Source organism: Streptomyces sp. NPDC001137, from assembly GCF_040298885.1.
GTDB lineage: Bacteria > Actinomycetota > Actinomycetes > Streptomycetales > Streptomycetaceae > Streptomyces.
Genome location: NZ_JBEPBA010000008.1, coordinates 337,470 through 363,993, shown reverse-complemented (window position 1 = coordinate 363,993; position 26,524 = coordinate 337,470). Strand labels below are relative to the sequence as shown.

Annotated in this window: 21 protein-coding genes and 2 tRNA genes; 19 read left to right on the top strand and 4 right to left on the bottom strand. The window is 68.8% G+C overall.

All coding sequences use genetic code 11. The annotated features are described in order from the left end of the window. Positions 1 to 15: 15 nt before the first annotated feature. Complete coding sequence (locus tag ABT254_RS19020; RefSeq protein ID WP_450752078.1) at positions 16 to 1,194, bottom strand: acyltransferase family protein; 1,179 nt, start codon at positions 1,192 to 1,194, stop codon at positions 16 to 18. Between the two features lie 614 nt (positions 1,195 to 1,808). Here ABT254_RS19020 and ABT254_RS19015 point away from each other — a divergent pair. Next, positions 1,809 to 2,003 (top strand): hypothetical protein, encoded by a 195-nt coding sequence (locus tag ABT254_RS19015; RefSeq protein WP_016435177.1) that lies wholly within the window; start codon positions 1,809 to 1,811, stop codon positions 2,001 to 2,003. A 148-nt stretch (positions 2,004 to 2,151) separates the two neighbouring features. Here the strand turns inward: ABT254_RS19015 and ABT254_RS19010 are convergent. Further along, a tRNA-Gly gene (locus tag ABT254_RS19010) sits at positions 2,152 to 2,222 on the bottom strand. A gap of 130 nt (positions 2,223 to 2,352) precedes the next feature. On the opposite strand from ABT254_RS19010, the gene ABT254_RS19005 reads away from it, so the two are divergent. The 5 genes from ABT254_RS19005 (at position 2,353) to clpX (ending at position 7,229) form a co-directional block, all read left to right on the top strand. After that, a tRNA-Pro gene (locus ABT254_RS19005) sits at positions 2,353 to 2,429 on the top strand. 224 nt (positions 2,430 to 2,653) lie between these two features. Continuing rightward, on the top strand, positions 2,654 to 4,051 hold the full coding sequence (gene tig, locus ABT254_RS19000; RefSeq protein WP_351471007.1) for a trigger factor: 1,398 nt from the start codon (positions 2,654 to 2,656) through the stop codon (positions 4,049 to 4,051). A gap of 356 nt (positions 4,052 to 4,407) precedes the next feature. Next, positions 4,408 to 5,013, top strand: a complete 606-nt coding sequence (locus tag ABT254_RS18995; RefSeq protein ID WP_344402975.1) for an ATP-dependent Clp protease proteolytic subunit — start codon at positions 4,408 to 4,410, stop codon at positions 5,011 to 5,013. A 70-nt stretch (positions 5,014 to 5,083) separates the two neighbouring features. Next, positions 5,084 to 5,764 (top strand): ATP-dependent Clp protease proteolytic subunit, encoded by a 681-nt coding sequence (locus ABT254_RS18990; RefSeq protein ID WP_030934342.1) that lies wholly within the window; start codon positions 5,084 to 5,086, stop codon positions 5,762 to 5,764. 178 nt (positions 5,765 to 5,942) lie between these two features. After that, positions 5,943 to 7,229: an ATP-dependent Clp protease ATP-binding subunit ClpX gene (clpX, locus tag ABT254_RS18985; protein ID WP_351471003.1), complete on the top strand. Its 1,287-nt coding sequence runs from the start codon at positions 5,943 to 5,945 to the stop codon at positions 7,227 to 7,229. Between the two features lie 71 nt (positions 7,230 to 7,300). Here clpX and ABT254_RS18980 read toward each other — a convergent pair whose 3' ends face one another. After that, the gene (locus ABT254_RS18980) at positions 7,301 to 8,254 is read right to left on the bottom strand and encodes a hypothetical protein (RefSeq protein ID WP_351471000.1); all 954 of its coding nucleotides are present in this window, start codon (positions 8,252 to 8,254) and stop codon (positions 7,301 to 7,303) included. 137 nt (positions 8,255 to 8,391) lie between these two features. Here ABT254_RS18980 and ABT254_RS18975 point away from each other — a divergent pair, with 137 nt between their 5' ends. The 12 genes from ABT254_RS18975 to ABT254_RS18920 all read left to right on the top strand — a co-directional run bounded on the left by ABT254_RS18975 (position 8,392) and on the right by ABT254_RS18920 (position 24,625). Next, positions 8,392 to 11,016, top strand: a complete 2,625-nt coding sequence (locus tag ABT254_RS18975) for a valine--tRNA ligase (protein ID WP_351470998.1) — start codon at positions 8,392 to 8,394, stop codon at positions 11,014 to 11,016. Between the two features lie 166 nt (positions 11,017 to 11,182). Beyond that, positions 11,183 to 12,667 carry a bifunctional tetrahydrofolate synthase/dihydrofolate synthase gene (folC, locus tag ABT254_RS18970; protein WP_351470995.1) on the top strand — a complete coding sequence of 495 codons (1,485 nt, stop codon included), beginning with the start codon at positions 11,183 to 11,185 and terminating at the stop codon, positions 12,665 to 12,667. Positions 12,668 to 12,673: 6 nt separating this feature from the next. Continuing rightward, a complete protein-coding gene (locus ABT254_RS18965; RefSeq protein WP_351470992.1) occupies positions 12,674 to 13,042 on the top strand; it encodes a DUF4233 domain-containing protein in 369 nt (122 codons plus the stop codon). 71 nt (positions 13,043 to 13,113) lie between these two features. Then, positions 13,114 to 13,527 carry a nucleoside-diphosphate kinase gene (gene ndk, locus ABT254_RS18960; protein WP_030934323.1) on the top strand — a complete coding sequence of 138 codons (414 nt, stop codon included), beginning with the start codon at positions 13,114 to 13,116 and terminating at the stop codon, positions 13,525 to 13,527. A 300-nt stretch (positions 13,528 to 13,827) separates the two neighbouring features. After that, positions 13,828 to 14,847 carry a rod shape-determining protein gene (locus ABT254_RS18955; RefSeq protein WP_099928866.1) on the top strand — a complete coding sequence of 340 codons (1,020 nt, stop codon included), beginning with the start codon at positions 13,828 to 13,830 and terminating at the stop codon, positions 14,845 to 14,847. Between the two features lie 179 nt (positions 14,848 to 15,026). Then, positions 15,027 to 15,971, top strand: coding sequence for a rod shape-determining protein MreC (gene mreC / locus ABT254_RS18950; RefSeq protein ID WP_351470987.1), 945 nt, complete (start codon positions 15,027 to 15,029; stop codon positions 15,969 to 15,971). 13 nt (positions 15,972 to 15,984) lie between these two features. Beyond that, a complete protein-coding gene (gene mreD / locus ABT254_RS18945; protein ID WP_351470985.1) occupies positions 15,985 to 16,665 on the top strand; it encodes a rod shape-determining protein MreD in 681 nt (226 codons plus the stop codon). A gap of 83 nt (positions 16,666 to 16,748) precedes the next feature. Next, positions 16,749 to 18,998 (top strand): penicillin-binding protein 2, encoded by a 2,250-nt coding sequence (mrdA, locus tag ABT254_RS18940; RefSeq protein WP_351470982.1) that lies wholly within the window; start codon positions 16,749 to 16,751, stop codon positions 18,996 to 18,998. Continuing rightward, positions 18,995 to 20,194, top strand: coding sequence for a rod shape-determining protein RodA (gene rodA / locus ABT254_RS18935; protein WP_351470979.1), 1,200 nt, complete (start codon positions 18,995 to 18,997; stop codon positions 20,192 to 20,194). Before mrdA ends, rodA begins: the two co-directional genes overlap by 4 nt. Before the next feature lie 57 nt (positions 20,195 to 20,251). Next, positions 20,252 to 21,757 (top strand): CYTH and CHAD domain-containing protein, encoded by a 1,506-nt coding sequence (locus ABT254_RS18930; RefSeq protein ID WP_351470976.1) that lies wholly within the window; start codon positions 20,252 to 20,254, stop codon positions 21,755 to 21,757. 110 nt (positions 21,758 to 21,867) lie between these two features. Next, on the top strand, positions 21,868 to 23,847 hold the full coding sequence (locus tag ABT254_RS18925) for a TIGR03960 family B12-binding radical SAM protein (RefSeq protein ID WP_351470974.1): 1,980 nt from the start codon (positions 21,868 to 21,870) through the stop codon (positions 23,845 to 23,847). Between the two features lies 1 nt (position 23,848). Further along, on the top strand, positions 23,849 to 24,625 hold the full coding sequence (locus ABT254_RS18920) for a glycosyltransferase family 2 protein (protein WP_351470971.1): 777 nt from the start codon (positions 23,849 to 23,851) through the stop codon (positions 24,623 to 24,625). Here ABT254_RS18920 and ABT254_RS18915 read toward each other — a convergent pair. After that, on the bottom strand, positions 24,598 to 25,293 hold the full coding sequence (locus tag ABT254_RS18915) for a DUF899 domain-containing protein (protein ID WP_351470968.1): 696 nt from the start codon (positions 25,291 to 25,293) through the stop codon (positions 24,598 to 24,600). The two genes, ABT254_RS18920 and ABT254_RS18915, sit on opposite strands and share 28 nt — an antisense overlap. Positions 25,294 to 25,414: 121 nt before the next feature. Between ABT254_RS18915 and ABT254_RS18910 the strand changes: the two genes are divergently transcribed. Next, complete coding sequence (locus ABT254_RS18910; RefSeq protein WP_351470965.1) at positions 25,415 to 26,494, top strand: hypothetical protein; 1,080 nt, start codon at positions 25,415 to 25,417, stop codon at positions 26,492 to 26,494. Positions 26,495 to 26,524: the final 30 nt, after the last annotated feature.

The window sequence follows — 26,524 nt, the reverse complement described above, 5'->3', positions numbered from 1 at the left end:
CCCTGAAGGGGTGCCTCAGGCGTTGGCCATCTCGCGCTCGCGCCGCACCCCGCGCCCCCGCGCGGCCTCCGCCGCGTCCGGCCTGAAAGCCCACCTCATCTCGGGCTCCATCACGCCCTTGAACAGTCGCCGCACCGGCGAAGTGCACAGCAACGTGACGGCCCCGGCAAAAGCCACCGTCACCAAGATCTCCCCGAGCGGCCGGTGCATCCACTCCGGCTCGAACCAGCCGTAGAACTCACCGGCCTTCACCAGGAACCCGTGCAGCAGATAGCCGTAGAGCGTGCCCGCGCCGAGCGCCGTGAACCACATCTTCCGGCGCGGCACCCAGGCGAAGAAGCAGGCGGTCAGCAGCAGCGAGCAGCCGAACATGGCGAGCACCATGACCGGCCCGGTCCACCAGGGCGCGGCCATCTCCTGGGCGGCGTCCCGGTGGTAGAACCACGCGGTGTTCATCCGCGGCACGGCCCACCAGCCGACGGCCAGCGCGGCCGCGAAGACCGGCACCGCGATGATCCGCACCTTCCGTGTGCGCACCATCTGGAAGTGCTCGGGCTTCATGCACAGGCCCAGCACGAAGTACGGCAGGAACTGCAGGACGCGCTGGAGGTCGAGGTCGTTGCCGATCTCCGGCGAGACCGACCCGAACATCGCGACGCCCAGTGCGATGGGCAGAGGCCAGCGCAGGCTCTTCCACAGCGGGGTCGTCAGACGCCAGACGAACAGGGCGATCAGGAACCAGGTGAGGTACCAGGGGTCGAGCAGACTGACAGTCATGCTCGGGTCGTGGTCGCCGTAGCGCTTGAAGAGGGTGTACGCGGTCTCGAAGACGACGTACGGCACGAGGACGCCGGTGACCAGTCGTCTGAGGCGGTCGGGGCGCATGTCGAAACTGCGCGAGAAGTAGCCGGAGATGATGATGAACGCCGGCATGTGGAAGCAGTACACGACGGTGTACGCGGCCTCCAGGATGCGGCTGTCACCCTTCAGCGGCTCCCAGGAGTGGCCCATCGCGACCAGCACGATCGCCAGGTACTTCGCGTTGTCGAAGAACGAGTCGCGCTGTTTGCCGGGTTTGGGAGGCTTGCTCTGCTGTTTCTGCGGGGAGCGTGGACTCGGCACTCCCGACGCCGGCGACTGTGCCGGAGGGAGCGGCGCCCTGTTCTGGCCGTGCGGTTGCAACGAGTTCGTCACAGACCATCCCCCCGGAAACTGCAGGAGACGGTCCCGGACCTCGCTGCGCGTGCGGGGGACGAGGCAGCGTGAAACATTTGAGGCACCCTAGCGTCGTCTGTGGGTTTTCGTAAAACTCCCCACGTCGTTCCTGCCAATTGGCTTCGAGTACCCGAGATTAAGGGAAGTTGACAGCCTCATGGAGGTGACGGTCAACACACCATTACATGTCCTGGTTGTCACGACTCGTCCTGACTAAACGGGGCATATGACCAGGGGGCGACTCCAGTGGAATGTCTGCTTCATTGGCCTTTCGCGGGGCCGGTGTTGGCACCTTTGCTGTGCCCGTGACAACAATTCGAAATACCTGCGAACGCATTGTGTGGACATGGAAACGATCTCGGTGAATTCCCTGTGCGGGTGCACGGTCGAATTGCTGTGCGAGGTACGGGTGTTGGGGCCCTCGGACGTGCCGCGCCCGCATGGCCGAGGCAAAGGTCCGGCACAGGTGTGACCGACGATGCCTCACCTGCCGCATACGGCGGCTCCGTTGGTGGCACGATGGTTCTGGCGGGGGTGCGCGGGGCTGGCACCCCCGGGCCGGGAGAGCGGACCGACCGAGGGTGTGATCAGTTGTGGCCATTTCACTGTCAGTGGTGCTGCTGTTGGCGATCATCCTGGTGGTGTTGATCAGGGGAGGCTCGATCAAGGCCGGCCCGGCGATCGTCGCAGTGCTCTTCGGCTTCTTCCTCGCGTCGACCGGCATGGCCCCGTCGATCAACCGGTTCCTGAACTCGATAGCGGAGACCATCAACTCGATCAGCTTCTGATCCGGGCGGATGGCCCGCCCGCGCAGGACGCGGAGGCCGCCGTGCCGCGCCCGCGGGCGAGCACGCTCTACGAGCCGGACGTACCGGACCCGAAACGATCAGGGCCGGACCGGAGGAAGATCCTCCGGCCCGGCCCTGATGCGTGGAGAGCGGGCGACGGGAATCGAACCCGCGTAGCTAGTTTGGAAGACTAGGGCTCTACCATTGAGCTACGCCCGCACGGCGCGCGCCGCAGGTCAGGTGACCACGGCACAGGAGGCATCGTAGCGGGTCGGACCCCCTCGGTGCACACCCCGTAAATGCGGCAGCCGCACTGCCTGCGGGCATGTACCCTACGTGTCGCACCTGACGGGGTGTGGCGCAGCTTGGTAGCGCGTCCGCTTTGGGAGCGGAAGGCCGTGGGTTCAAATCCCGCCACCCCGACCACGGACCGGTCAACACCGGTCACCCCGGGCGATCACCTCGCATGATCGCCTTTGGGGCGTTCAGCGGCTGCGGTTACTATGCAAGCTGCGCGCCCGTGTGTCTCATCCGCAGGAATCCACTGGACCACCACTGGAGATCCTTAGGACGTCCTCCGGGCGGCGAAATCCGCCGGACCAGTCTGGCTCCGGCAGAAACCAAGAAGTCAGCCACAAGGAGACCGAACCGTGAAGAGCGCCGTGGAGACCCTGAACCCGACCCGGGTTCGGCTCACTGTCGAGGTGCCCTTCGAGGAGCTCAAGGACAGCCTCGACGCGGCGTACAAGAAGATCAACCAGCAGGTCACGGTGAAGGGCTTCCGGAAGGGCAAGATCCCGGCGCGCGTCATCGACCAGCGGTTCGGCCGCGGTGCGGTCCTGGAGGAGGCGGTCAACGACGCGCTTCCGAAGTTCTACACCGAGGCGGTCAACGAGGCCGACCTGAACGTCCTCGGCCAGCCCGAGGTCGACATCACGGAGCTGAAGGACGGCGAGACGCTGAACTTCACCGCCGAGGTCGACGTCCGTCCCGCCCTTGAGATCCCGGACTACTCCGGCATCGAGGTCGAGGTCGACGCCGTCGAGGTCACCGACGAGGACGTCGAGAAGTCGGTCGAGCAGCTCCGCGAGCGCTTCGCCTCGACCTCCCCGGTCGAGCGGGCCGCCGAGGACGGCGACGTCGTCACCATCGACCTGGAGGCCAAGGTCGAGGGCGAGGTCCTGGAGGACGGCGTCGCCAGCGGCGTCTCCTACACCATCGGCTCCGGCGAGCTGCTCGACGGCATCGACGACGCCGTCAAGGGCCTGTCCGCCGGCGAGGAGGCCACCTTCACCTCCGAGCTCAAGGGCGGCTCCGCGGCCGGCAAGGAGGCCGAGGTCACCGTCAAGGTCACCCAGGTCGCCGCCCGCGAACTGCCCGAGCTGGACGACGAGTTCGCGCAGCTCGCCTCCGAATTCGACACCCTGGAGGAGCTGAAGGCGGACAGCCGCAAGCGCCTCGAGAACATGAAGCAGTACGACCAGGCCACGCAGGCCCAGGAGCGCGTCCTGGAGAAGCTGCTCGAGCTGGTCGAGGTCCCGGTCCCCGAGAAGCTGCTCGAGGACGAGATCAACACCCGTAAGCACAACCTCGAGCACCACCAGCTCGGCCAGATGGGCCTCGACCTCGAGAAGTACCTCGAGATCCAGGGCAAGACGGTCGAGGAGTTCGACGCCGAGACCAAGGAAGCCGCGGTCAAGGGCATCAAGACCCAGTTCGTCCTCGACGAGCTGGTCAAGCAGGAGAAGCTCAACGTCAACCAGGAGGAGCTCACCGAGCACCTCATGCGGCGCGCGGCCTCCTCCGGCATGTCCCCCGACCAGTTCGCCCAGGCCGTCGTCGAGGGCGGCCAGGTCCCGCTCCTGGTCGGCGAGGTCGCCCGCGGCAAGGCCCTCGCGGTCGTCGTCGAGGCCGCCACGGTCAAGGACACCAACGGCGAGGTCATCGACCTGGACGACGAGGACGAGGTCGAGACGGCCGCCGAGGTCGCCGCGGAGGCCACGGAGGCCGACGCCACCGAGGCGGACGAGGAGAAGACCGAGGGCTGACGCCCACGGCGCCTCTGACGGACGCATGACGGGCCCCTGGGGACACCACCCGGGGGCCCGTTTCGTCTTGGGGGAGCTGCGGCCGGCCTGGAGGGGCGCGGGACTGTGTCGATTTGCGGCTCCGCCGCGTGGGCGCGAACGGCCCCCACTACCCGCAGTGGCCGACGAACGGAAAGTACTCACGACGCTACGCCCCCGGCGAACACCCCCCTTCGCGGGATTCCCCGAAGGGACCCGCGCGTTAGGGTCCATGAATACGAGGGCAGTGGAGTCCCCGAACGGCTCCAGCCCCGCAGGGAAACGTGAGACGGCCCGGCGCCGTCGTAAGACGAGCAGGTGGATACGTGACGAATCTGATGCCCTCCGCCGCCGGCGAGCCTTCCATCGGCGGTGGCCTCGGCGACCATGTCTACAACCGACTGCTCAACGAGCGGATCATCTTCCTCGGCCAGCCGGTCGACGACGACATCGCGAACAAGATCACCGCGCAGCTGTTGCTCCTTGCCGCAGACCCGGACAAGGACATCTACATGTACATCAACAGCCCGGGCGGCTCGATCACGGCCGGCATGGCGATCTACGACACCATGCAGTACATCAAGAACGACGTGGTGACCATCGCCATGGGCCTCGCGGCCTCCATGGGTCAGTTCCTGCTCAGCGCGGGCACCCCCGGCAAGCGCTTCGCGCTGCCGAATGCCGAGATCCTGATCCACCAGCCCTCCGCCGGCCTGGCCGGTTCGGCCTCCGACATCAAGATCCACGCGGAGCGGCTGCTGCACACCAAGAAGCGCATGGCCGAGCTCACGGCCTTCCACACCGGCCAGTCGGTCGAGCAGATCACCCGCGATTCGGACCGCGACCGCTGGTTCGACGCCGACGAGGCCAAGGAGTACGGCCTCATCGACGACGTCATCCCCACGGCCGCCGGAATGCCGGGCGGCGGCGGTACCGGGGCCTGAGCCCCGCCGCGGGGCCCGTACGGCCCCGCACAGCCCCCAGCCGACCGCCTCAGCTCCTAGGAGACAGACAGTGAACGACTTCCCCGGCAGCGGCCTGTACGACCGCTCACGCGCCGAGTACACGGGCCCCACGGCGGAGTCCCGTTACGTCATCCCGCGCTTCGTCGAGCGCACCTCGCAGGGCATCCGCGAGTACGACCCGTACGCGAAGCTCTTCGAGGAGCGCGTGATCTTCCTCGGCGTCCAGATCGACGACGCCTCCGCCAACGACGTCATGGCGCAGCTGCTGTGCCTGGAGTCGATGGACCCCGACCGGGACATCTCGGTCTACATCAACAGCCCCGGCGGCTCCTTCACCGCGCTGACGGCGATCTACGACACGATGCAGTTCGTGAAGCCGGACATCCAGACGGTCTGCATGGGCCAGGCGGCCTCCGCCGCGGCCATCCTGCTGGCCGCCGGTACGCCCGGCAAGCGCATGGCGCTGCCGAACGCCCGCGTGCTGATCCACCAGCCCTACAGCGAGACGGGCCGCGGCCAGGTCTCCGACCTGGAGATCGCCGCGAACGAGATCCTGCGGATGCGCGCGCAGCTGGAGGAGATGCTCGCCAAGCACTCCACCACGCCGATCGAGAAGATCCGCGAGGACATCGAGCGCGACAAGATCCTCACGGCCGAGGAGGCGCTCTCGTACGGCCTGATCGACCAGATCATCTCCACCCGGAAGATGAACAACGCGGCCGTCCGCTAGTCGGAGGCTGTATCGTCTGCCGCCCCTTGGCACGGAAAGTGCGCTTTGACACGCTGCACGTCAAAGTGAACCGCGCCAAGGGGGGCCCGAACGGGGGGCCCGGCAAGGTACCGTCGGATTAAGGCAGCACCAGGAGCCGCTGGATTCAGGCGTCTCCCAGGCGAAGGGGAAGCACACCGTGGCACGCATCGGTGACGGCGGCGATCTGCTCAAGTGCTCGTTCTGCGGCAAGAGCCAGAAGCAGGTCAAGAAGCTCATCGCAGGGCCTGGTGTGTACATCTGCGACGAGTGCATCGACCTCTGCAACGAGATCATCGAGGAAGAGCTCGCGGAGACGAGCGAGGTGCGCTGGGAGGAGCTTCCCAAGCCCCGCGAGATCTACGAGTTCCTCGAGGGCTACGTCGTCGGCCAGGAGCCGGCGAAGAAGGCCCTCTCGGTGGCGGTCTACAACCACTACAAGCGCGTCCAGGCCGGCGAGAACGGCGGCGCCAACGGACGCGACGACGCGATCGAGCTGGCGAAGTCCAACATCCTGCTGCTCGGCCCCACGGGCTCGGGCAAGACCCTCCTCGCCCAGACCCTGGCCCGCATGCTGAACGTCCCGTTCGCCATCGCCGACGCCACGGCGCTGACGGAGGCCGGCTACGTCGGCGAGGACGTCGAGAACATCCTGCTCAAGCTGATCCAGGCGGCCGACTACGACGTCAAGAAGGCCGAGACCGGGATCATCTACATCGACGAGATCGACAAGGTCGCGAGGAAGAGTGAAAACCCTTCCATCACCCGCGACGTGTCGGGCGAGGGCGTCCAGCAGGCCCTGCTGAAGATCCTGGAGGGCACCACCGCCTCCGTGCCCCCGCAGGGCGGCCGCAAGCACCCGCACCAGGAGTTCATCCAGATCGACACGACGAACGTCCTGTTCATCGTGGGCGGCGCCTTCGCGGGCCTGGAGAAGATCATCGAGTCCCGGGCCGGCGCCAAGGGCATCGGCTTCGGCGCGACGATCCGCTCCAAGCGCGAGCTGGAGGCGAAGGACCAGTTCGAGGACGTCATGCCCGAGGACCTGGTCAAGTTCGGCATGATCCCCGAGTTCATCGGCCGCCTCCCGGTCATCACCTCGGTCCACAACCTGGACCGCGAGGCCCTGCTCCAGATCCTGGTGGAACCCCGCAACGCCCTGGTGAAGCAGTACCAGCGCCTGTTCGAACTCGACGGTGTGGAACTCGACTTCGAGCGCGAGGCCCTGGAGGCCATCGCCGACCAGGCGATCCTCCGCCAGACCGGCGCGCGAGGGCTTCGGGCCATCATGGAAGAGGTCCTCATGTCGGTCATGTACGAGGTCCCGTCCCGCAAGGACGTCGCCCGCGTGGTGGTCACGGCGGACGTCGTCCACTCGAACGTGAACCCCACCCTGATCCCGCGCGACGCCCGCGGCCGCGGCCCGGGCGAGCAGAAGACGGCGTAACCGCCGTCCCGCACACGGCGAAGGGGCCCCGGTCGACCGACCGGGGCCCCTTCGTGGTCGAGACGTAGGCGTCAGGCCTTGACGCGGACGTCGTTGCGGAGCTTGGCGGCCAGGTCGGCCGCGTCGTCCAGCGAGGTGGCCTTGCCGGAGGTCAAGGCCCCGAGATCGTACGAGATCACATAGGTGAGCGTGCTGTGGTCACCCCAGATGCAGAACGGCATCTTGGTGGTCTGACCGGCCGTCGTGGTCTCGGCGTACTGGCACTTCATGATGCCGTTCGAGAAGCCGGCCGGCTTCATCTCCTGCGGGCTGCCGAGGAGTTTGCCCTTGGTCGAGGAGGACCCGGAGTCCTCCTTGGTCTTGGCGAACATCGCGTCGACGGCCTTCTCCGGGTCGTCGATGGTCCCGTACACGCCCGCGAACAACAGGTTCTTCGCGGTGAGGCCCGACCCCGACGTGTAACCGGCGCTGACATCCTTGGGGTTCTCGATCCCCCACGACTCCGCGTCCTTGACGTCGTCGCTGGTCATGGTGCCGCTTTCGCTGTTGCCGCTCTTCTTGTACTCACCGCCGAGCACCGTCGCCTGCGCCACCAGCTTGTGCGCTCCGTCGTCCGCGATGCTGCTTCCGCTGCCGGAACCGCTGCCCCCGCCGACGACGAAGTAGATCCCGACCCCGATGGCCGCCACGACCGCCACAGCGCCGATGATCAGGCCCGCCTTCTTGCCGCCGCCCCCGCCGGGCACCGGCGGCTGCGGGACGGTGTAGGGCTGCTGGCCGTACGGCGCCTGGCCGTACGGCTGCTGCTGCGGGTAGCCGTAGCCGGGCTGGGCCGGGGGAGCCTGCTGCGGGTAGCCGTAACCCGGCTGGGGCTGGGGCTGGGGCGGAGGGGCCTGCTGGGGGTAGCCGTAGCCGGGCTGGGCCGGAGGAGCCTGCGGCGGCTGCTGGCCGTAGGGGCCCGGCTGGCCGTACGGTCCGGGCTGCTGGGGCTGCCCGCCGTACGGGCCCGGCTGGTTGTGACTCATTTCTGGGTTCCCCTCCAGATGCTTTATATGGTCCTGACATCCTGGCCCAGACCCCGAGCGCGCGTTCCGGCGGGGGCCGCACCGTTACAGAACAAACGCGTTTCGGGACACCCCCGGGACACCCCTAAACTGACCCCGTGACCGAGAACGCTCAGCAGCAGCCATCAGCGCCCGACACCGAACTGCCGACCCAGTACGCGCCGGCCGACGTAGAGGGGCGGCTGTACGAGCGCTGGGTAGAGCGCGGTTACTTCGAGGCTGACGAGAAGAGCGACAAGCCGCCGTACACCATCGTCATCCCGCCGCCGAACGTCACCGGCAGCCTGCACCTCGGGCACGCCTTCGAGCACACCCTCATCGACGCGCTGACACGTCGTAAGCGCATGCAGGGCTTCGAGACGCTCTGGCAGCCCGGCATGGACCACGCCGGTATCGCCACCCAGAACGTCGTCGAGCGTGAGCTGGGCAAGGAGGGCAAGTCCCGCCACGACCTCGGCCGTGAGGCCTTCGTCGAGCGTGTCTGGCAGTGGAAGGGCGAGTCCGGCGGGCAGATCTCCGGGCAGATGCGGCGCCTGGGCGACGGTGTCGCCTGGTCGCGCGAGCGGTTCACGATGGACGAGGGGCTCTCCCAGGCCGTCCAGACCATCTTCAAGCGCCTCTACGACGACGAGCTGATCTACCGCGCCGAGCGCATCATCAACTGGTGTCCCCGGTGTCTGACGGCGATCTCCGACATCGAGGTCGAGTACCAGGACGACGACGGCGAGCTGGTCTCCCTCAAGTACGGCGAGGGGGAGGAGACGGTCGTCGTCGCCACCACCCGCGCCGAGACCATGCTCGGTGACACGGCCGTCGCCGTTCACCCCGACGACGAGCGCTACAAGCACCTCGTCGGCAAGCAGATCAAGCTCCCGCTGACCGACCGCACCATCCCGGTCGTCGCGGACGAGCACGTCGACCCCGAGTTCGGCACCGGCGCCGTCAAGGTCACCCCGGCCCACGACCCGAACGACTTCGAGATCGGCCAGCGCCACAACCTCCCGGCGATCACGGTCATGGACGAGCACGCCGTGATCACCGTCCACGGCCCCTTCCAGGGCCTGGACCGCTTCGAGGCCCGCTCGGCGATCGTCGCCGCGCTGCGCGCCGAGGGCCGGATCGTCGCCGAGAAGCGGCCCTACGTCCACTCGGTCGGCCACTGCTCGCGCTGCAAGACCACCATCGAGCCGCGGCTGTCCATGCAGTGGTGGGTCAAGGTCGGTCCGCTCGCGAAGGCCGCCGGTGACGCGGTCCGCGAGGGCAAGGTCAAGATCCACCCGCAGGAGATGGAGAAGCGGTACTTCGACTGGGTCGACAACCTCCACGACTGGTGCATTTCACGGCAGTTGTGGTGGGGCCATCGCATTCCGGTCTGGTACGGCCCGGAGGGTGAGGTCGTCTGCGTCGGACCGGACGAGCAGCCGCCGAGCGGCGAGGGCTGGCGTCAGGACACCGACGTCCTCGACACCTGGTTCTCCTCCGGCCTGTGGCCGTTCTCCACCCTGGGCTGGCCCGAACAGACCGAGTCGCTCGCGAAGTTCTACCCGAACTCCGTCCTGGTCACCGGCTACGACATCCTCTTCTTCTGGGTCGCCCGGATGATGATGTTCGGCCTGTACGCGATGGACGGCACCCCGCCGTTCCACACCATCGCCCTGCACGGCATGGTCCGCGACCAGTTCGGCAAGAAGATGTCGAAGTCCTTCGGCAACGCGGTCAACCCGCTGGACTGGATGGACAAGTACGGCAGCGACGCCCTGCGCTTCACCCTCGCCCGCGGCGCCAACCCCGGCGTCGACGTCCCGATCGGCGAGGACTGGGTCCAGGGCTCCCGCAACTTCGCCAACAAGATCTGGAACGCCACCCGCTTCGCGCTGATGAACGGCGCGACGGTGGACGGCCCGCTGCCGGACGCCTCGAAGATGTCCGCGACCGACCGCTGGATCCTCTCCCGCCTCAACTCCGTCGTCGCCGAAGTCGACGCGTTCTACGAGGACTTCCAGTTCGCGAAGCTCTCCGACGCGCTGTTCCACTTCGCGTGGGACGAGGTCTTCGACTGGTACGTCGAGCTGTCCAAGACGACGTTCCAGGCGGGCGGCGAGGCGGCCGAGGTCAGCAAGCGGGTCCTCGGTGAAGTCCTCGACGTCACCCTGAGGCTCCTCCACCCGGTCGTGCCCTTCGTCACGGAGACGCTCTGGACCACCCTCACCGGCGGCGAGTCGATCGTCATCGCGGACTGGCCGAAGGACAGCGCCTTCCGTGACACGGCGGCGGAGCGGGAGATCGAGACCCTCCAGTCCGTCATCACCGAGGTCCGCCGCTTCCGCGCCGACCAGGGTCTGCAGCCGGGCCAGCGGGTTCCGGCCCGGCTGACCCTGGACGGCACGGCGCTGGCTCCGCACGAGGCGGCCATCCGTCAGCTGCTGCGTCTGCAGCCGGAGGGTGAGTCCTTCACGGCTACGGCGACGCTGCCGGTCGGCGGTGCCGAGGTCGCCCTCGACCTGTCCGGCACGATCGACGTCGCGGCGGAGCGCAAGCGGCTCGCGAAGGACCTCGCGGCCGCCGAGAAGGAGAAGGCCCAGGCCACGGCGAAGCTGGGCAACGAGGCGTTCCTGGCGAAGGCGCCGGACAACGTGGTGGACAAGATCCGCGGGCGCCTTGCGAAGGCGGACGAGGACATCGCCCGCATTCAGGCCCAGCTGGACCGGCTGCCGGACGCGTAGCTTTTCTTACGTCGAGGAAGGCCCCCGGAGCTGTTCGGCTCCGGGGGCCTTCGGTTGCTGTCACGGTGGGGTCGCTCGCCCGCGCTTGCGGGGTGCCGCCTTTCCTTGGGACGGGCGCCGCCCCAGCGGCACGACTGCCCGCAGGCTGGGTACGTAGACTGGCCCCGTGAGTGAAAGCGACCCCTTCGACGAGATCATCGCGGCCGAGACCGACCGGGACCCAGATCTCGCGATCATCGAGGCCGGCAGCCGCACCCTGCGCACCCAGGGCGGACAGCCGCACGCAGACGTGCCCGCGCGCCCCGAGGATCCGGAGGTCGACAAGGCTCTCCGCGAGGTCGAGGCCGACCTGGCGACCCGCTGGGGCGAGACCAAGCTGGAGCCCTCGGTCAGCCGCATCTCCGCGCTGATGGACGTCCTGGGCGCGCCGCAGCGCTCGTACCCCTCGATCCACATCACCGGCACCAACGGCAAGACCTCCACCGCCCGCATGATCGAGGCCCTCCTCGGCGCCTTCGAACTGCGCACCGGCAGGTACACGTCGCCGCACGTCCAGTCGATCACCGAGCGCATCAGCCTGGACGGCGCCCCGATCTCCGCCGAGCGCTTCATCGAGACGTACGAGGACATCAAGCCGTACATCGAGATGGTCGACGGACAGCAGGAGTACCGGCTGTCCTTCTTCGAGGTGCTCACCGGCATGGCCTACGCGGCCTTCGCGGACGCGCCCGTGGATGTCGCCGTGGTGGAAGTGGGAATGGGCGGCTCCTGGGACGCCACCAACGTCATCGACGGGGACGTCGCCGTCGTCACCCCCATCGACCTCGACCACACCGACCGCCTCGGTGAGACGCCCGCCGCGATCGCCACCGAGAAGGCCGGCATCGTCAAGCAGGACGCGACGGTCATCCTGGCCCAACAGCCGGTGGACGCGGCCCAGGTGCTGCTGAAGAAGGCCGTCGACGTGGACGCCACCGTGGCACGGGAGGGCCTGGAGTTCGGGGTCGTGGCACGTCAGGTCGCGGTCGGCGGACAGCTGCTCACCCTGCGCGGCCTCGGCGGCGAGTACGACGAGGTCTACCTCCCGCTCCACGGGCCGTACCAGGCGCACAACGCCGCCGTCGCGCTCGCCGCCGTGGAGGCGTTCTTCGGGGTCGGCTCCCAGCGGCCCGAGCCGCTCGACATCGACACCGTCCGCAAGGCTTTCGCGGCCGTCTCCTCGCCGGGGCGGCTCGAAGTCGTACGGCGCTCGCCCACCGTCGTCCTGGACGCCGCCCACAATCCGGCCGGCGCCCGCGCCACCGCCGAGGCCATCGGGGAGGCCTTCGACTTCAGCCGGCTGATCGGTGTGGTCGGCGCGAGTGGCGACAAGAACGTACGAGGACTGCTGGAAGCCTTCGAGCCGATCTTCGCCGAGGTCGTCGTCACGCAGAACTCCAGCCACCGAGCGATGGACGCGGACGAGCTCGCCGCGATCGCCGTGGAGGTCTTCGGCGACGACCGCGTCCAGGTCGAACCACGGCTGCCGGACGCCCTGGAGGCCGCGATCACGCTGGCCGAGGAGGAGGGCGAGTTCGCGGGCGGCGGGGTGCTGGTGACCGGCTCGGTCATCACGGTCGGCGAGGCCCGGCTGCTGCTGGGAAGGGGCTGACAACCCGTGCGTACGCTCTGTGCCTCGACCCTGATCGGCGAGTTCTTCGTGATCGGCTTCGCCGGACTCGTCGCCATGAAGGACCCCGACCTCGCCACATCGACGGTGTGGACGGTCAGCGGCATCGCGATGCTCCTGTGCGTGGCGCTGTGCGGCGTCGTGACGCGTCCGGGCGGCATCGCCCTCGGCTGGGCCCTTCAGGCCGCCCTCGTCGCCTCCGGCTTCGTCGTCCCGACGATGTTCTTCCTGGGCGCGGTCTTCGCGGCCCTGTGGTGGGCCTCGGTGCACTACGGAAGAAAGATCGACGAGGCGAAGGCGCGGTTCGCCGCGGCGCAGACGGGCTCGTCGGGCTCCTCCACTCCTGACGCTGTGTGACAAGGGTCAGGCCACGCCCTGTAATCTTCGAACACCCCCGCACGATCCTTGATCTTCCATAGGAGCCCGCAGTGACCCAGCGCACCCTCGTCCTGCTCAAGCCCGACGCGGTCCGCCGTGGCCTGACCGGCGAGATCATCAGCCGTATCGAGCGCAAGGCCGGCTGGCAGATCACCGCGCTGGAGCTGCGCACCCTGGACCAGGAGACCCTGGAGCAGCACTACGGCGAGCACAAGGGCAAGCCCTTCTACGAGCCGCTGGTGGAGTTCATGGCCTCCGGCCCGGTCGTCGCGCTGATCGTCGAGGGCGAGCGGGTCATCGAGGGGCTGCGCGCCCTCGCCGGCCCGACCGACCCGATCGCCGCCGCCCCCGGCTCCATCCGCGGCGACTACGGTGTGATCGTCCGGGAGAACCTGATCCACGCCTCCGACTCCGAGGAGTCCGCCGAGCGCGAGGTGAAGATCTTTTTCCCCGGTCGCGGTTGAGCGACAAACCTATGAATTTTTGAGTGACCGTCAGGTCGCTCGCCCTTCTGACCTGGGGCGGCCGAGAGTTTCCGGCCGTCCTCTGGCATATGCGTGCCGATCGGGGGAACGAGTGCCCCCGATGGGCCGTCTCCACAAGCGAGGCGGCACTTCATCTGCTGACAATGGCGAAGACCCTCGCGCAGTGTTCGTGCAGGCGCGTCTACGATGGAAGCCTTCACGTCACAGCACCCACTTCGCCGACCTGAAAAGCCCTCAAAAGCTCCCAGGAAGGCCAGACGAATCCTGATGGGGAACTCAATGTCGTTCATCGGCCGTGACATGGCTGTCGACCTCGGGACCGCCAACACGCTGGTGTACGTCAGGGGTCGCGGGATCGTACTCAACGAACCTTCCGTCGTCGCGATCAACACCAACACCGGTGGCATCCTCGCGGTCGGCGCCGAGGCGAAGAAGATGATCGGTCGGACCCCTGGCAACATCGTTGCCGTACGACCGCTGAAGGACGGTGTCATCGCCGACTTCGAGATCACCGAGCGGATGCTCCGCTACTTCATTCTGAAGATCCACAAGCGGCGGTATCTCGCGCGGCCGCGCGTCGTCGTGTGCGTGCCCTCCGGCATCACGGGCGTCGAGCGCCGCGCCGTGATCGAGGCGTCTTCGCAGGCCGGGGCTCGTCAGGTGCACATCATTGAGGAGCCGATGGCGGCGGCCATCGGCTCCGGCCTGCCGGTCCACGAGGCCACGGGCAACATGGTGGTGGACATCGGCGGCGGCACCACGGAGGTCGCGGTCATCTCGCTCGGCGGCATCGTCACCGCCCAGTCCATCCGCGTCGCGGGCGACGAACTGGACAACGCGATCATCCAGCACATCAAGAAGGAGTACTCCCTCCTTCTCGGTGAGCGGACGGCCGAGCAGATCAAGATCACGATCGGTTCGGCGTACGACCTCGACGACGACCAGCACACCGAGATCCGCGGCCGGGACCTCGTCTCCGGACTGCCCAAGACCGTCGTCATCTCCGCCGCCGAGGTGCGCAAGGCGATCGAGGAGCCGGTCAACGCCATCGTGGACGCCGTCAAGACCACCCTCGACAAGTGCCCGCCGGAGCTGTCCGGCGACATCATGGACCGGGGGATCGTGCTGACCGGCGGCGGGGCGCTGCTGCGCGGCCTTGACGAAAGGCTTCGCCGGGAGACCGGGATGCCGATCCACATCGCCGAGGACCCGCTGGACAGCGTGGCGCTCGGTTCGGGCAAGTGCGTCGAGGAGTTCGAGGCGCTCCAGCAGGTGCTGGACGCCCAGCCGCGCAGATGACATAACTCTTCGATTCCGCCGTACGGGACGATCTCCTCTCGTACGGCGGATCGTTGATATAGAGGCAGTTGATATAGAGGCATAAGCTCGCCCATAAGCCTCTGCCCGCTGGAACTGCCCAGCTGAACTGAACACCTGAACCTCTGCACATTCCTATGAGGAAGGCACGGCCGCCGCACGTGAGGGACACACGAGAGAGCCGGCTGCTCCTGGTGCTGCTGATCGCCATCGCGTTCGCGCTGATCACGGTGGACATCCGCGGCGGGGAGGACTCACCGGTCGACGGTGCCCGCCAGGTCGCGGCCACCGTGTTCGGCCCGATCGAGGACGGCGTGTCGTCGGCGGTCGACCCGGTCGGCAACGCCGTCTCCGCGGTCCGTGACTCGGGCACCCGGCACGACCGGCTCGCCCGTCTGGAGACGGAGAACGCGGCCCTCAAGGCGAAACTCGGCAGCGACGACCGCAACCGCAGCCGCCTCGCGCAGCTCGACAAGATGCTGAAGGTCTCCGCCGAGGGCCAGTACGGCATCAAGGGCGCCCAGGTCATCGCCATAGGAGCGGCCCAGGGCTTCTCCTGGACGATCACCATCGACGTCGGTGCGAGCGACGGCATCAAGCGGGACATGACCGTGCTGAACGGCGACGGGCTGGTCGGACGGGTCACCAACGTCGGCCCCGACGCCTCCACCGTCCTGCTCGCCAACGACCCGGACTTCACCGTCGGCACCCGCATGGAGGGCAGCGACGAGCTCGGCTTCGCCACCGGGCAGGGCGACCGCCCGCTCCGAGTGGAACTGCTCAACTCCAAGGCCGACGTGAAGAAGGGCGACCGGCTGGTCACCTTCGGCTCCGAGGCCGACAAGCCCTTCGTGCCGGGCGTCCCGGTCGGTGTGGTCTCCCGCGTCGACCCGTCCGGCGGCAACCTGACCCGCACCCTCTATGTCACGCCGTACGTCAGCTTCTCCAAGCTGGACATCGTCGGCGTCGTCGTGGAGACCCCGAAGAAGGACCCGCGCGACACGGTGCTCCCCGACAAGCCCAAGCCGACGCCCACCCCGACGGTCACCGTCACGGTCACCCCGTCCCCGAGCGCGTCCCTCGACGGCCAGACCCAGCAGCAGTAGGAGCTGAATCCCCATGCGCGTCAACCGGATCCTGCTCTCCTCGGCCCTGGTCGTCGTAGCCCTGGTGGTCCAGGTGAGCGTCCTCGCCCGGCTCCATCTCCCGGGCGCCGTCCCCGACTTGCTGCTGCTCACCGTGCTGGGCCTGGCCCTGGTCTACGGCCATGTCGGCGGCGCCCTCGTCGGCTTCGGCGCGGGCCTGCTCGCCGACCTCGCCCCGCCCGCCGACCACGCCGCCGGCCGCTACGCCCTGGTGCTGTGCGTCATCGGCTACCTCGCCGGGCTGGCCAGACCGGAGAACGGACGGCTGAAGTCGGCCACCGGTCCCATGCTCGTCGTGGTCGCCGCCGCCATCGGCTCGACCCTGCTGTACGCCGGTGTGGGCGCCCTCGTCGGCGACACCGCCGCCCGCCATGTCGGCCTCGTCAGCCTGCTGTTCTCGGCGGCCCTGTACGACCTGCTGCTCGCCCCCTTCGTGGTCCCCGGGATCATGGCCCTGGCCCGGCGCGCGGACAACGACCCGCTCGCCGAGGCGAGCTCCCCGTCGAAGACGGCCACCGACATCACCTCCGGCTGGATCTCCGCCGGCACGGGCCTCAAGCTGGGCGGCCAGCGTGGCGGCCTCGGCAGCCTGAAGACCAAGGCCCGCACCCGCACCGCCCGGGTGGGCCGCATCAAGGGGGTCAAGCGGCTGTGAGCAGGCGGGAGTTGGCGGCGGGCGCCATTCACAGCTCCGTCGTATATGACACGTACACACACTGAGAGGGGGAGGCAGCCGCAGTGACCAACATTCCCGAGACCGGACGGACCCCGAGGGTCCAGATCCGGCTCGTCGTCATCCAGATCCTCGTCCTCTCCCTGCTCGGCACCCTCGGCGGCCGGCTGTGGTACCTGCAGATCCGCGAGGGCAGCGAGTACGCCAAGGAGGCGTCCGGCAACCACGTCCAGCAGGTCGTCGACCCCGCCGTACGCGGCTCCATCCTGGACGCCCGCGGTGTGGCGCTCGCCGACAACGAGACCCGCCTCGTGGTCTCCGCCTCCCGCACCGACCTGCTGAAGATGAAGGACGACGGCAAGGCGGTCCTCACCAAGCTGGCCGGGGTCCTGGGCATGAAGCCCAAGGAGGTCATGCAGCGGGTCCGGCTGTGCGACGCCAAGACGCCCCAGCCCTGCTGGAACGGCTCGCCCTTCCAGCCGATCCCCATCACCGACGAGGCCACGCCCCGCCAGGCCATGCAGATCCGCGAGCGCTCCGAGGACTTCCCCGGCATCACCGCCGAGCCCGAGGCGCTGCGCCGCTACCCCGGCCCCGGCAAGTCCAACACCGCGCAGGTCCTCGGCTATCTCTCGCCCGTCACCGACGAGGAGATCCAGAAGGCCAAGGACACCGACTCGCCCTATCTCCGCTCCGACCAGGTCGGCCGCTCCGGCCTTGAGCGCCAGTACGACAAGGAGCTGCGCGGCAAGGCCGGCGTCACCCGCTACGAGGTCGACAACCTCGGCCGCGTCATCGGCAAGGCCAAGTCCGATCCCGCCCAGGCCGGTTCGACCCTCGTCACCAGCATCGACTCCCGCGTCCAGCGCGTCGCCGAGTACGAGCTGCACAACGCGATGAAGATCGCCCGCGGTCAGTACGACAAGGTCACGGGCGAGAAGTACAAGGCCGACTCGGGTGCCGTCGTCGTGATGGAGGCCAAGACCGGCCGTATCGTCGCCATGGCGTCCGCGCCGACGTACGACCCGAACGTCTGGGTCGGCGGCATCTCCGCCAAGGACTACAAGCAGCTCACCGGCAAGGACTCCGACTACCCGCTGCTCAATCGGGCCATACAGGGTCAGTCCGCGCCGGGTTCGACCTTCAAGGTGGTCTCCACGGCCGCCGCGGTCCAGGCCGGCTACGCCTGGGACGGCGGCTACCCCTGCACCAGCTCGTACTCGGTGGGCGGCCAGGTCTTCAAGAACTTCGAGGGCGAGAGCTTCGGCCCCATCTCGCTGGGCCGCGCCCTGGAGGTCTCCTGCGACACCGTCTTCTACGGCCTCGCCGACCGCGAGTGGAAGAAGGACGGCGGGATCAACCCGAAGAAGGGCCAGCCCAAGGACTACTTCTACAAGACCGCCCACCAGTTCGGCCTCGGCAAGCCGACCGGCATCGACCTCCCGAACGAGGTCACCGGCCGCGTCCCCGACCGCCAGTGGAAGCGGGACTACTGGAAGGCCAACAAGGACGCCTGGTGCAAGAGCGGCAAGAAGGGCGGCACCTACGTCCAGAGGATCGAGTACGAGGGCTGCCTCGAAGGCTTCAAGATGCGCGAGGGCGACTCGATCAACTACTCCATCGGCCAGGGTGACACCCTCCTCACCCCGATCCAGGAGGCGATGATCTACGGGGCCCTGGCCAACGGCGGCACCGAGCACGTCCCGACCATCGGCAAGGCGATCATCAGCGCCGACGGCAGGACGGTCAAGGAGATCAAGCCCAAGGTCCTGCGCAGGCTCCCGATCAGCGAGGCCACGCACAAGGGCATCGACAAGGCCCTCGCGGGCGTCATCACCGCCGGTACCGCCGCCTGGAAGTTCAAGGGCTGGCCGCAGGACAAGATCACGCTGCACGCCAAGACCGGTACCGCGGAGGTCTACGGCAAGCAGACCACCTCGTGGCTCGCCACCTACTCCAAGGACTACTCGGTCGTCATGACGATCGCCCAGGCCGGTACGGGTTCCGGCGCCTCCGGTGAGGCCGTCCGCAGCATCTACAGCGCCCTCTACGGCGTCCAGCCCGACGGCTCGATCGACGGCAAGAAGGCACTGCTGCCCAGCCCGCAGAAGGGCCTGCCCAAGGTCAAGACCGACGGCACGATCGCCTCGCCGAAGGTCCCCAAGGACCCGGCCAAGGAACTGCACGCGGGCGACAACGCCAGCCCCTCCCCGGGCGCGAGCCAGCCCGCCGCGACCGCACCCTCGCCCACGTCGACCAACCGGACCACCCGCAGGCGGCCGCGCAGGCGGGGAAGCCGGAGGATGCTCACATGACCGGTGCAGGCAGCTTCTCCGTCCCCGGATACGGCCCGCGGCGCGCGGGCTGGACCCGGCTCTTCGCCCGTGACTCGGTGGCCCGCCGGCTGGACTGGCCGATGCTGCTGGCGGCCCTCGCGCTCTCGGCGATCGGCTCGGTGCTCGTCTTCTCGGCGACCCGCAACCGCACCGAGATCAACCAGGGCGACCAGTACTACTTCCTCATCCGGCACATCATGAACACCGGCATCGGGTTCGCCCTGATGGCCGGCACGATCTGGCTCGGCCACCGCACCCTGCGCACCGCCGTCCCGATCCTCTACGGCGCCTCGGTCTTCCTGATCCTGCTGGTGCTCACCCCGCTCGGCGCCACCATCAACGGCAGCCGCAACTGGATCGTCTTCGGCGGCGGTTTCTCCCTCCAGCCCGCCGAGTTCGTGAAGGTCACGATCATCCTCGGCATGGCGATGCTGCTGGCGGCGCGGGTGGACGCGGGCGACAAGAAGTACCCCGACCACCGCACGGTCCTGCAGGCGCTGGGCCTTGCCGCCGTACCCATCCTGATCGTGCTGCTCATGCCCGACCTCGGCACGGTCCTGGTCCTGGTGACGATCATCCTGGGCGTGCTGCTCGCCTCCGGCGCCTCCAACCGCTGGGTCTTCGGCCTGATCACGGCCGGCGTCGTCGGCTGCATCGCCATCTGGCAGCTGCACATCCTGGACGAGTACCAGATCAACCGCTTCGCGGCCTTCGCCAACCCCAGCCTCGACCCCGCGGGCGTCGGCTACAACACCAACCAGGCGCGCATCGCGATCGGTTCGGGCGGTCTGACCGGCGCGGGCCTCTTCCACGGCTCGCAGACCACCGGCCAGTTCGTGCCCGAGCAGCAGACCGACTTCGTGTTCACGGTCGCCGGCGAGGAGCTGGGCTTCGTCGGCGCGGGGCTGATCATCTTCCTTCTCGGCGTGGTGCTGTGGCGCGCCTGCCGCATCGCCCGCGACTCGACCGAGCTGTACGGCACGATCGTCGCCGCCGGGATCGTCGCCTGGTTCGCCTTCCAGACCTTCGAGAACATCGGCATGACCCTCGGCATCATGCCGGTCACGGGCCTGCCGCTGCCCTTTGTGTCGTACGGCGGCTCGTCGATGTTCGCGGTGTGGATGGCGGTGGGGCTGCTGCAGTCGATCAGGGTGCAGAGGCCCATGTCCGCGTAGGCCTTCGGCCGTTGCGCCCCTCTGTCGCGGCAGTTCCGCAGCAACTAGATTCGGTTCATGGCGGACACCAAGCGGGAGATCGAGCGGAAGTACGAGTCCGACGAGAGCGGCCTGCCCGACCTGACCGGCGTCGCCGGGATCGACGCGGTGGTCGACAAGGGCGTCGCGCACCTGGACGCCACCTACTACGACACCTCCGACGAACGTCTCGCCGCGTCCGCGATCACCCTGCGCCGGCGCACCGGCGGCTCCGACGCGGGCTGGCACCTGAAGTTCCCGGTCGCCCCCGGTGTCCGCGACGAGATCCAGGCCCCGCTCTCCGACACCGTCCCGCGCAGCCTCGCCGGGCTGGTCCGCTCCCGGGTCCGCGACGCCGAGCTGCTGCCCGTGGTGCGGCTGCGCTCCGACCGCGACCTGCGCGACCTCGTCGACACCGGGGGCCGGGTGCTCGCCGAGGTCAGCGTGGACGCCGTACACGCCGAACGGCTCACCGGCAAGGGCGGCTCGGCCCAGTGGACCGAGCTGGAGGTGGAACTCGCCGACGGCGGCGACCCCGCCCTCCTGGACAAGGTCGACAAGCGGCTGCGCAAGGCCGGCGTACGGCCGTCCGCATCGGCCTCCAAGCTGGCCCGGGCCCTGGCGGAGACCGCTCCGAAGAAGAAGCGCGCGAAGAAGCAGCAGGCCAAGCCGCCGGTGACGGCCGGGGACCACGTCCTCGCCTATGTCCGCGAGCAGCGCGACGCCATCGTCGAACTCGACCCCGCCGTACGGCAGGACGTGTACGACTCCGTGCACCGCATGCGGGTCGCGACCCGCCGGATGCGCAGCGCCTTCCGCTCGTACGGCAAGGTGCTGGACCGTACCGTCACCGACCCCATCGGCGAGGAACTGAAGTGGCTGGCCGGTGAGCTCGGCGTGGACCGGGACCGGGAGGTGCTGACCGAGCGCCTCGCGGCAGCCCTGGACGAGCTGCCCAGGACGCTGCTCTCCGGTCCGATCCGCACCCGGCTGCGCACCTGGATGAACGCCCGCCGCGGCGGATCGCGCCGCCGCCTGACCGGCGTCCTGGACTCCCAGCGCTATCTGAAACTGCTGGACGGCCTGGACGCTCTGGTCGCGGACCCGCCGCTGCTGGAGGCGGCCGCGGGAAAGCCGGAGAAGGTGATCGCCAAGGCCGTACGGAAGGACTTCGGAAAGCTGTCCGCCTTGGTCGAGCAGGCCCTCGCCCTGGAACCCGGCCACGACCGCGACCTCGCCCTGCATGAGGCCCGCAAGAAAGCCAAGCGGACGCGGTACGCGGCGGAGGCGGCCGCAACACCTCTCGGCAGCCCGGCCACCGCGCTGATCAAGTCGATGAAGTCCCTCCAGACTCTGCTCGGCGACCACCAGGACAGCTTCATGACCCGCCAGACCCTGCGCGAGCTGTCCGCCGTGGCGCATGCGGCGGGGGAGAGCTCGTTCACATACGGAGTGCTCTACGGGCGCGAGGAGGCGCGCGCCACGGCCGTGGAGGTACAGCTGCCGGGGGTCTGGCAGGAGGTCAAGGACGGGATGCAGGTCTAGCGGCCCGGGTGGGCCGAGCGGTCGGGGTGGGTGCACGGCCGCGTTAGGCTAGATGGTCACCCCTGTCAGTTCAGGTCGTCCCATCAGCCCATCCCACGAAGGTTCGCGAGATGTCTGCCGAAGTCGCTGCGGCCGCCGAGTCTGTGTTCCCGCAGCTCGAAGCTCTGCTCCCGCATGTGCAGAAGCCGATCCAGTACGTCGGCGGAGAGCTCAACTCCACGGTCAAACCGTGGGAGTCCTGTGACGTCCGCTGGGCGCTCATGTACCCGGACGCCTACGAGGTCGGCCTGCCCAACCAGGGCGTCATGATCCTCTACGAGGTCCTGAACGAGCAGGAGGGCGTCCTCGCCGAGCGCACCTACAGCGTGTGGCCGGACCTGGAGGCGCTGATGCGGGAGCACGCCGTCCCGCAGTTCACGGTGGACAGCCACCGGCCGGTGAAGGCCTTCGACGTGTTCGGGCTGAGCTTCTCCACGGAGCTGGGCTACACCAACATGCTGGCGGCCCTCGACCTCGCCGGGATCCCCCTGGAGTCCAAGGACCGGACGCTCGACGACCCGATCGTCCTGGCCGGCGGCCACGCGGCCTTCAACCCCGAGCCCATCGCGGACTTCATCGACGCGGCGATCATCGGCGACGGCGAGCAGGCCGTGCTGGACATGACGAAGATCATCCGCGACTGGAAGGCGGAGGGCCGCCCCGGCGGCCGCGAGGAGGTCCTGTTCCGTCTCGCGAAGACGGGCTCGGTCTACATCCCCGCGTTCTACGACGTCGAGTACCTCCCCGACGGCCGTATCGCCCGTGTCGTACCGAACAAGTCGGGCGTCCCGTGGCGCGTCTCCAAGCACACGGTCATGGACCTCGACGAGTGGCCCTACCCCAAGCAGCCCCTGGTCCCGCTCGCCGAGACGGTCCACGAGCGGATGTCGGTGGAGATCTTCCGCGGCTGCACGCGCGGCTGCCGCTTCTGCCAGGCGGGCATGATCACCCGCCCGGTCCGCGAGCGCTCCATCACGGGCATCGGCGAGATGGTGGAGAAGGGCCTGAAGGCGACGGGCTTCGAGGAGGTCGGCCTGCTCTCCCTGTCCTCCGCGGACCACTCGGAGATCGGCGACATCGCGAAGGGCCTGGCCGACCGCTACGAGGAAGACAAGATCGGCCTCTCGCTCCCCTCCACCCGTGTCGACGCCTTCAACGTCGACCTGGCGAACGAGCTCACGCGCAACGGCCGCCGCTCCGGCCTCACCTTCGCCCCCGAGGGCGGCTCGGAGCGCATGCGCAAGGTCATCAACAAGATGGTCTCGGAAGAGGACCTGATCAGGACGGTCGCCACCGCCTACGGCAACGGCTGGCGCCAGGTGAAGCTGTACTTCATGTGCGGCCTGCCGACCGAGACGGACGAGGACGTCCTGCAGATCGCCGACATGGCGACCAAGGTGATCGCCAAGGGCCGCGAGGTCTCCGGTTCCAACGACATCCGCTGCACGGTCTCCATCGGCGGCTTCGTCCCCAAGCCGCACACGCCCTTCCAGTGGGCCCCGCAGCTCTCGGCGGAGGAGACGGACGCCCGCCTCGAAAAGCTCCGGGACAAGATCCGCGGCGACAAGAAGTACGGCCGCTCGATCGGCTTCCGCTACCACGACGGCAAGCCCGGCATCGTGGAAGGCCTCCTCTCCCGCGGCGACCGCCGGATCGGCCCCGTCATCCGTGCCGTCTACGAGGACGGCGGCCGCTTCGACGGCTGGCGCGAGCACTTCTCCTACGACCGCTGGATGAGCTGCGCCGACAAGGTGCTGCCCGCCTTCGGCGTGGACGTCGACTGGTACACGACCCGCGAGAAGACGTACGAGGAGGTCCTGCCCTGGGACCACCTCGACTCGGGCCTCGACAAGGACTGGCTCTGGGAGGACTGGCAGGACGCCCTCGACGAGACGGAGGTCGAGGACTGCCGGTGGACGCCGTGCTTCGACTGCGGGGTGTGCCCGCAGATGGACACGCACATCCAGATCGGCCCGACGGGCAAGAAGCTGCTGCCGCTGACGGTCAAGAACGCAGGCCCGGCGCCCGCTTCGAGTGGTCACACGCACTGACGTGACCCTCGTCGTCTCCGTCGTCACGCCGGTGCACGGCGACGCTGTCCGTTTCCTGCCCGACGCCTACGCCTCGCTGCTCCGCCAGGACCTTCCCCGCGGATGGTCCTGGGAGTGGTGCGTACAGGAGGACGGCAGCGACGTCCGCGCACAGGCGTATCTGCCGGCCGACGATCCGCGGATCCGGATCTCGGCGTCCCGCTCCGGTGGCCCGCACGTGGCGCGGACCATGGCGTTCGCGCGCTCGACCGGTGCCTATGTGAAGACGCTGGACGCCGACGACCAGCTCACCGCCGGCACCCTCGCCAGGGACCTCGCCGTGCTGGAGGAGGACGCCTCGGTCGGCTGGACCACGTCGCGGGTGGTCGATCTCCTCGAGGACGGCAGCACCGTCTCGTTCGAATCGAGCGACCCGCAACCCGGCCGGCTCCCCAGGGGAAGCGCGTTCTGCTTCTGGAGCGAGCACCACCGGCCGCAGGTCCACCCCGCCACCCTGTGCGTCAGGCGCTCCCTGCTGGCGCTGCTGGGCGGATGGATGGCCCTGCCCGCCTCGGGCGACACCGGGCTGCTGCTCGGTCTGGACGCCCTGGCGGACGGTTGGTTCATCGGCGAGACCGGACTCGCCTACCGCAAGCACGGCGGGCAGATCACCGCCCACCCGGACCACCGCAGCGGAGCGGAATGGGAGGCCCGTATGTCCCTGATCCGTGAGCATGCGGAGGCGGTCCGGGCGTGGGCCGACGCCAGGGCTCAGCTGTCGCCGGAACCCGGGCCGTAGAGCGCGGCGATGTCCTTGGACGTCGCCCACCGGCTGTAGGTGGGGGACTGGGGCCAGCCCTCGGGTGAGTCCTGCCATTCCTCCTGGCGGCCGTACGGGAGGAGGTCGATCAGCGCGAAGCTGTGGCCGATCTGCTCGGTGCCGCGGCCGTTGGTGTGCCAGGTGCGGTACACGGTGTCGCCGTCGCGGAGGAAGACGTTGACCGCGAAGCCGCCGTCGGGAGGTGCGCCGACGTCGGACCCGAAGGGGCTGTTGGCGGTCGAGTACCAGGTCATGCGGTTGCCGACGCGCCGCTTGTAGGCGAGTGCCTCCTCGATCGGACCCTGGGTGACGATGACGAATCGGGCGTCGTAGTTGGCCAGGAATTCGAGGCGCGTGTACTGCGAGGTGAAGCCCGTGCAGCCCGGGCACTGCCATTCCTGGCCGGCGGACCACATGTGGTGGTAGACGATCAGTTGCCTCCTGCCGTCGAAGACGTCCGCCAGCCGGACCGGGCCGTCCTCGCCCTCGAGGGTGTAGTCGGGCATCTCGACCATCGGCAGCCGGCGACGCTCGGCGGCGATGGCGTCGAGTTCCCGCGTGGCTGCCTTCTCCCGGGCCCGCAGTGTGGCGAGCCTGCGCTCCCACGTTGCGGTGTCGACGACGGGTGGCAGGGCTTGGTGGATCATGGTTCCCCTCACAGAGTTCGCGCCTGACTTTCGCTGGTGCGGGGTAGACCGCGCGGGGCCGCGGAACTCATCGGTGTTCCGCCGCGGGATCCGGACGGGCCGCCCCGGCGTCTGTGTGGGTATGGATCTGCAGAAGCCGCCCGTCGGACACCCCGGACAGCAGCCCGCGCGGCAGTCGCCCGAAGGGTGCCTGGTCGTGGCGATCCGCCTTCCGGTGCGGATCGTCGTGCTCGTGCTGGTCGTGCCGGTGCGGATGGCGTGGGACGCGCTCGTCGTCACCGGGCGGTTTCTGAACGACACCCTGTTGCGGCCCGTGGGGCGGGCGCTGCTGTGGGTGGGGCGGGCCGTGTTCGTGTGGCCCTTCGTGGGGCTGTGGCGGTACGTCCTCGTGCCTGTCGGCAGGGCACTGGGGTGGCTCGGGAACGTGCTCGTCGTGGTGCCGCTGAAGTGGTTCCACCGGTATGTGCTCACCCCGCTCGGACAGGCCCTGGTGTGGGTGTACGCGCGCGTGCTGACGCCCCTCGGGCAGGGTGTGATGTGGGTCCTCAGGGGGATCGGGGCGGTGTTCGCCCTGCTCGGGACCGGTGTGTTCGCCGGTGTCGCGTGGCTGGTGCGGTATCTCGTCGTCGTTCCCGCGGTGTGGGTGTACGCGCGCGTGCTCGCGCCGGTCGGCCGGGCGATCGCGTGGCTCGCGGGCGTGGTCGCCACCGGGGTCGGGATCGGCCTGTACTGGGTCGGCCGGGTGCTGTTCGTGCTGCCCGCCCTCGCCCTGTGGCGGTGGGTACTGGTGCCCGTCGGGCGGTTCCTCGCCGTCGTCGGGCGCGAGGTGGGGCAGGCGATCGGGCATGCCTGGCGGGTGGCCGGGCGGATCTCGCTCGCCGTGGGGCGGGCTCTGGCAACCCTCTTCCGGTGGATCTTCGTGGAGCCGGCGCGCTGGGTCTACCGGACCGTGCTCACCCCGGTCGGGCATGTCGTACGGGATGCCGTGCTGCGGCCCGCCGCCGAGGCGGCGCGCAGTGTGGGTCGGGCCACCCGGCTGGCGCTCGCCTCCGCCCGGGAGTCCGCGCGGCAGGCGCGTGCCGACTTCCGCCGGATGCTCTTCGGGGAGCCCGAGCCGAGGGAGGCTGTGGCCCGGCGGGAACCTCCGGCCCGCGAGACACGTACTCTTGGTAGCAGTACGACCGCTCTCACGAAGGACTGAACGACACTGGGCAAGCGACAGCCCGAAGGC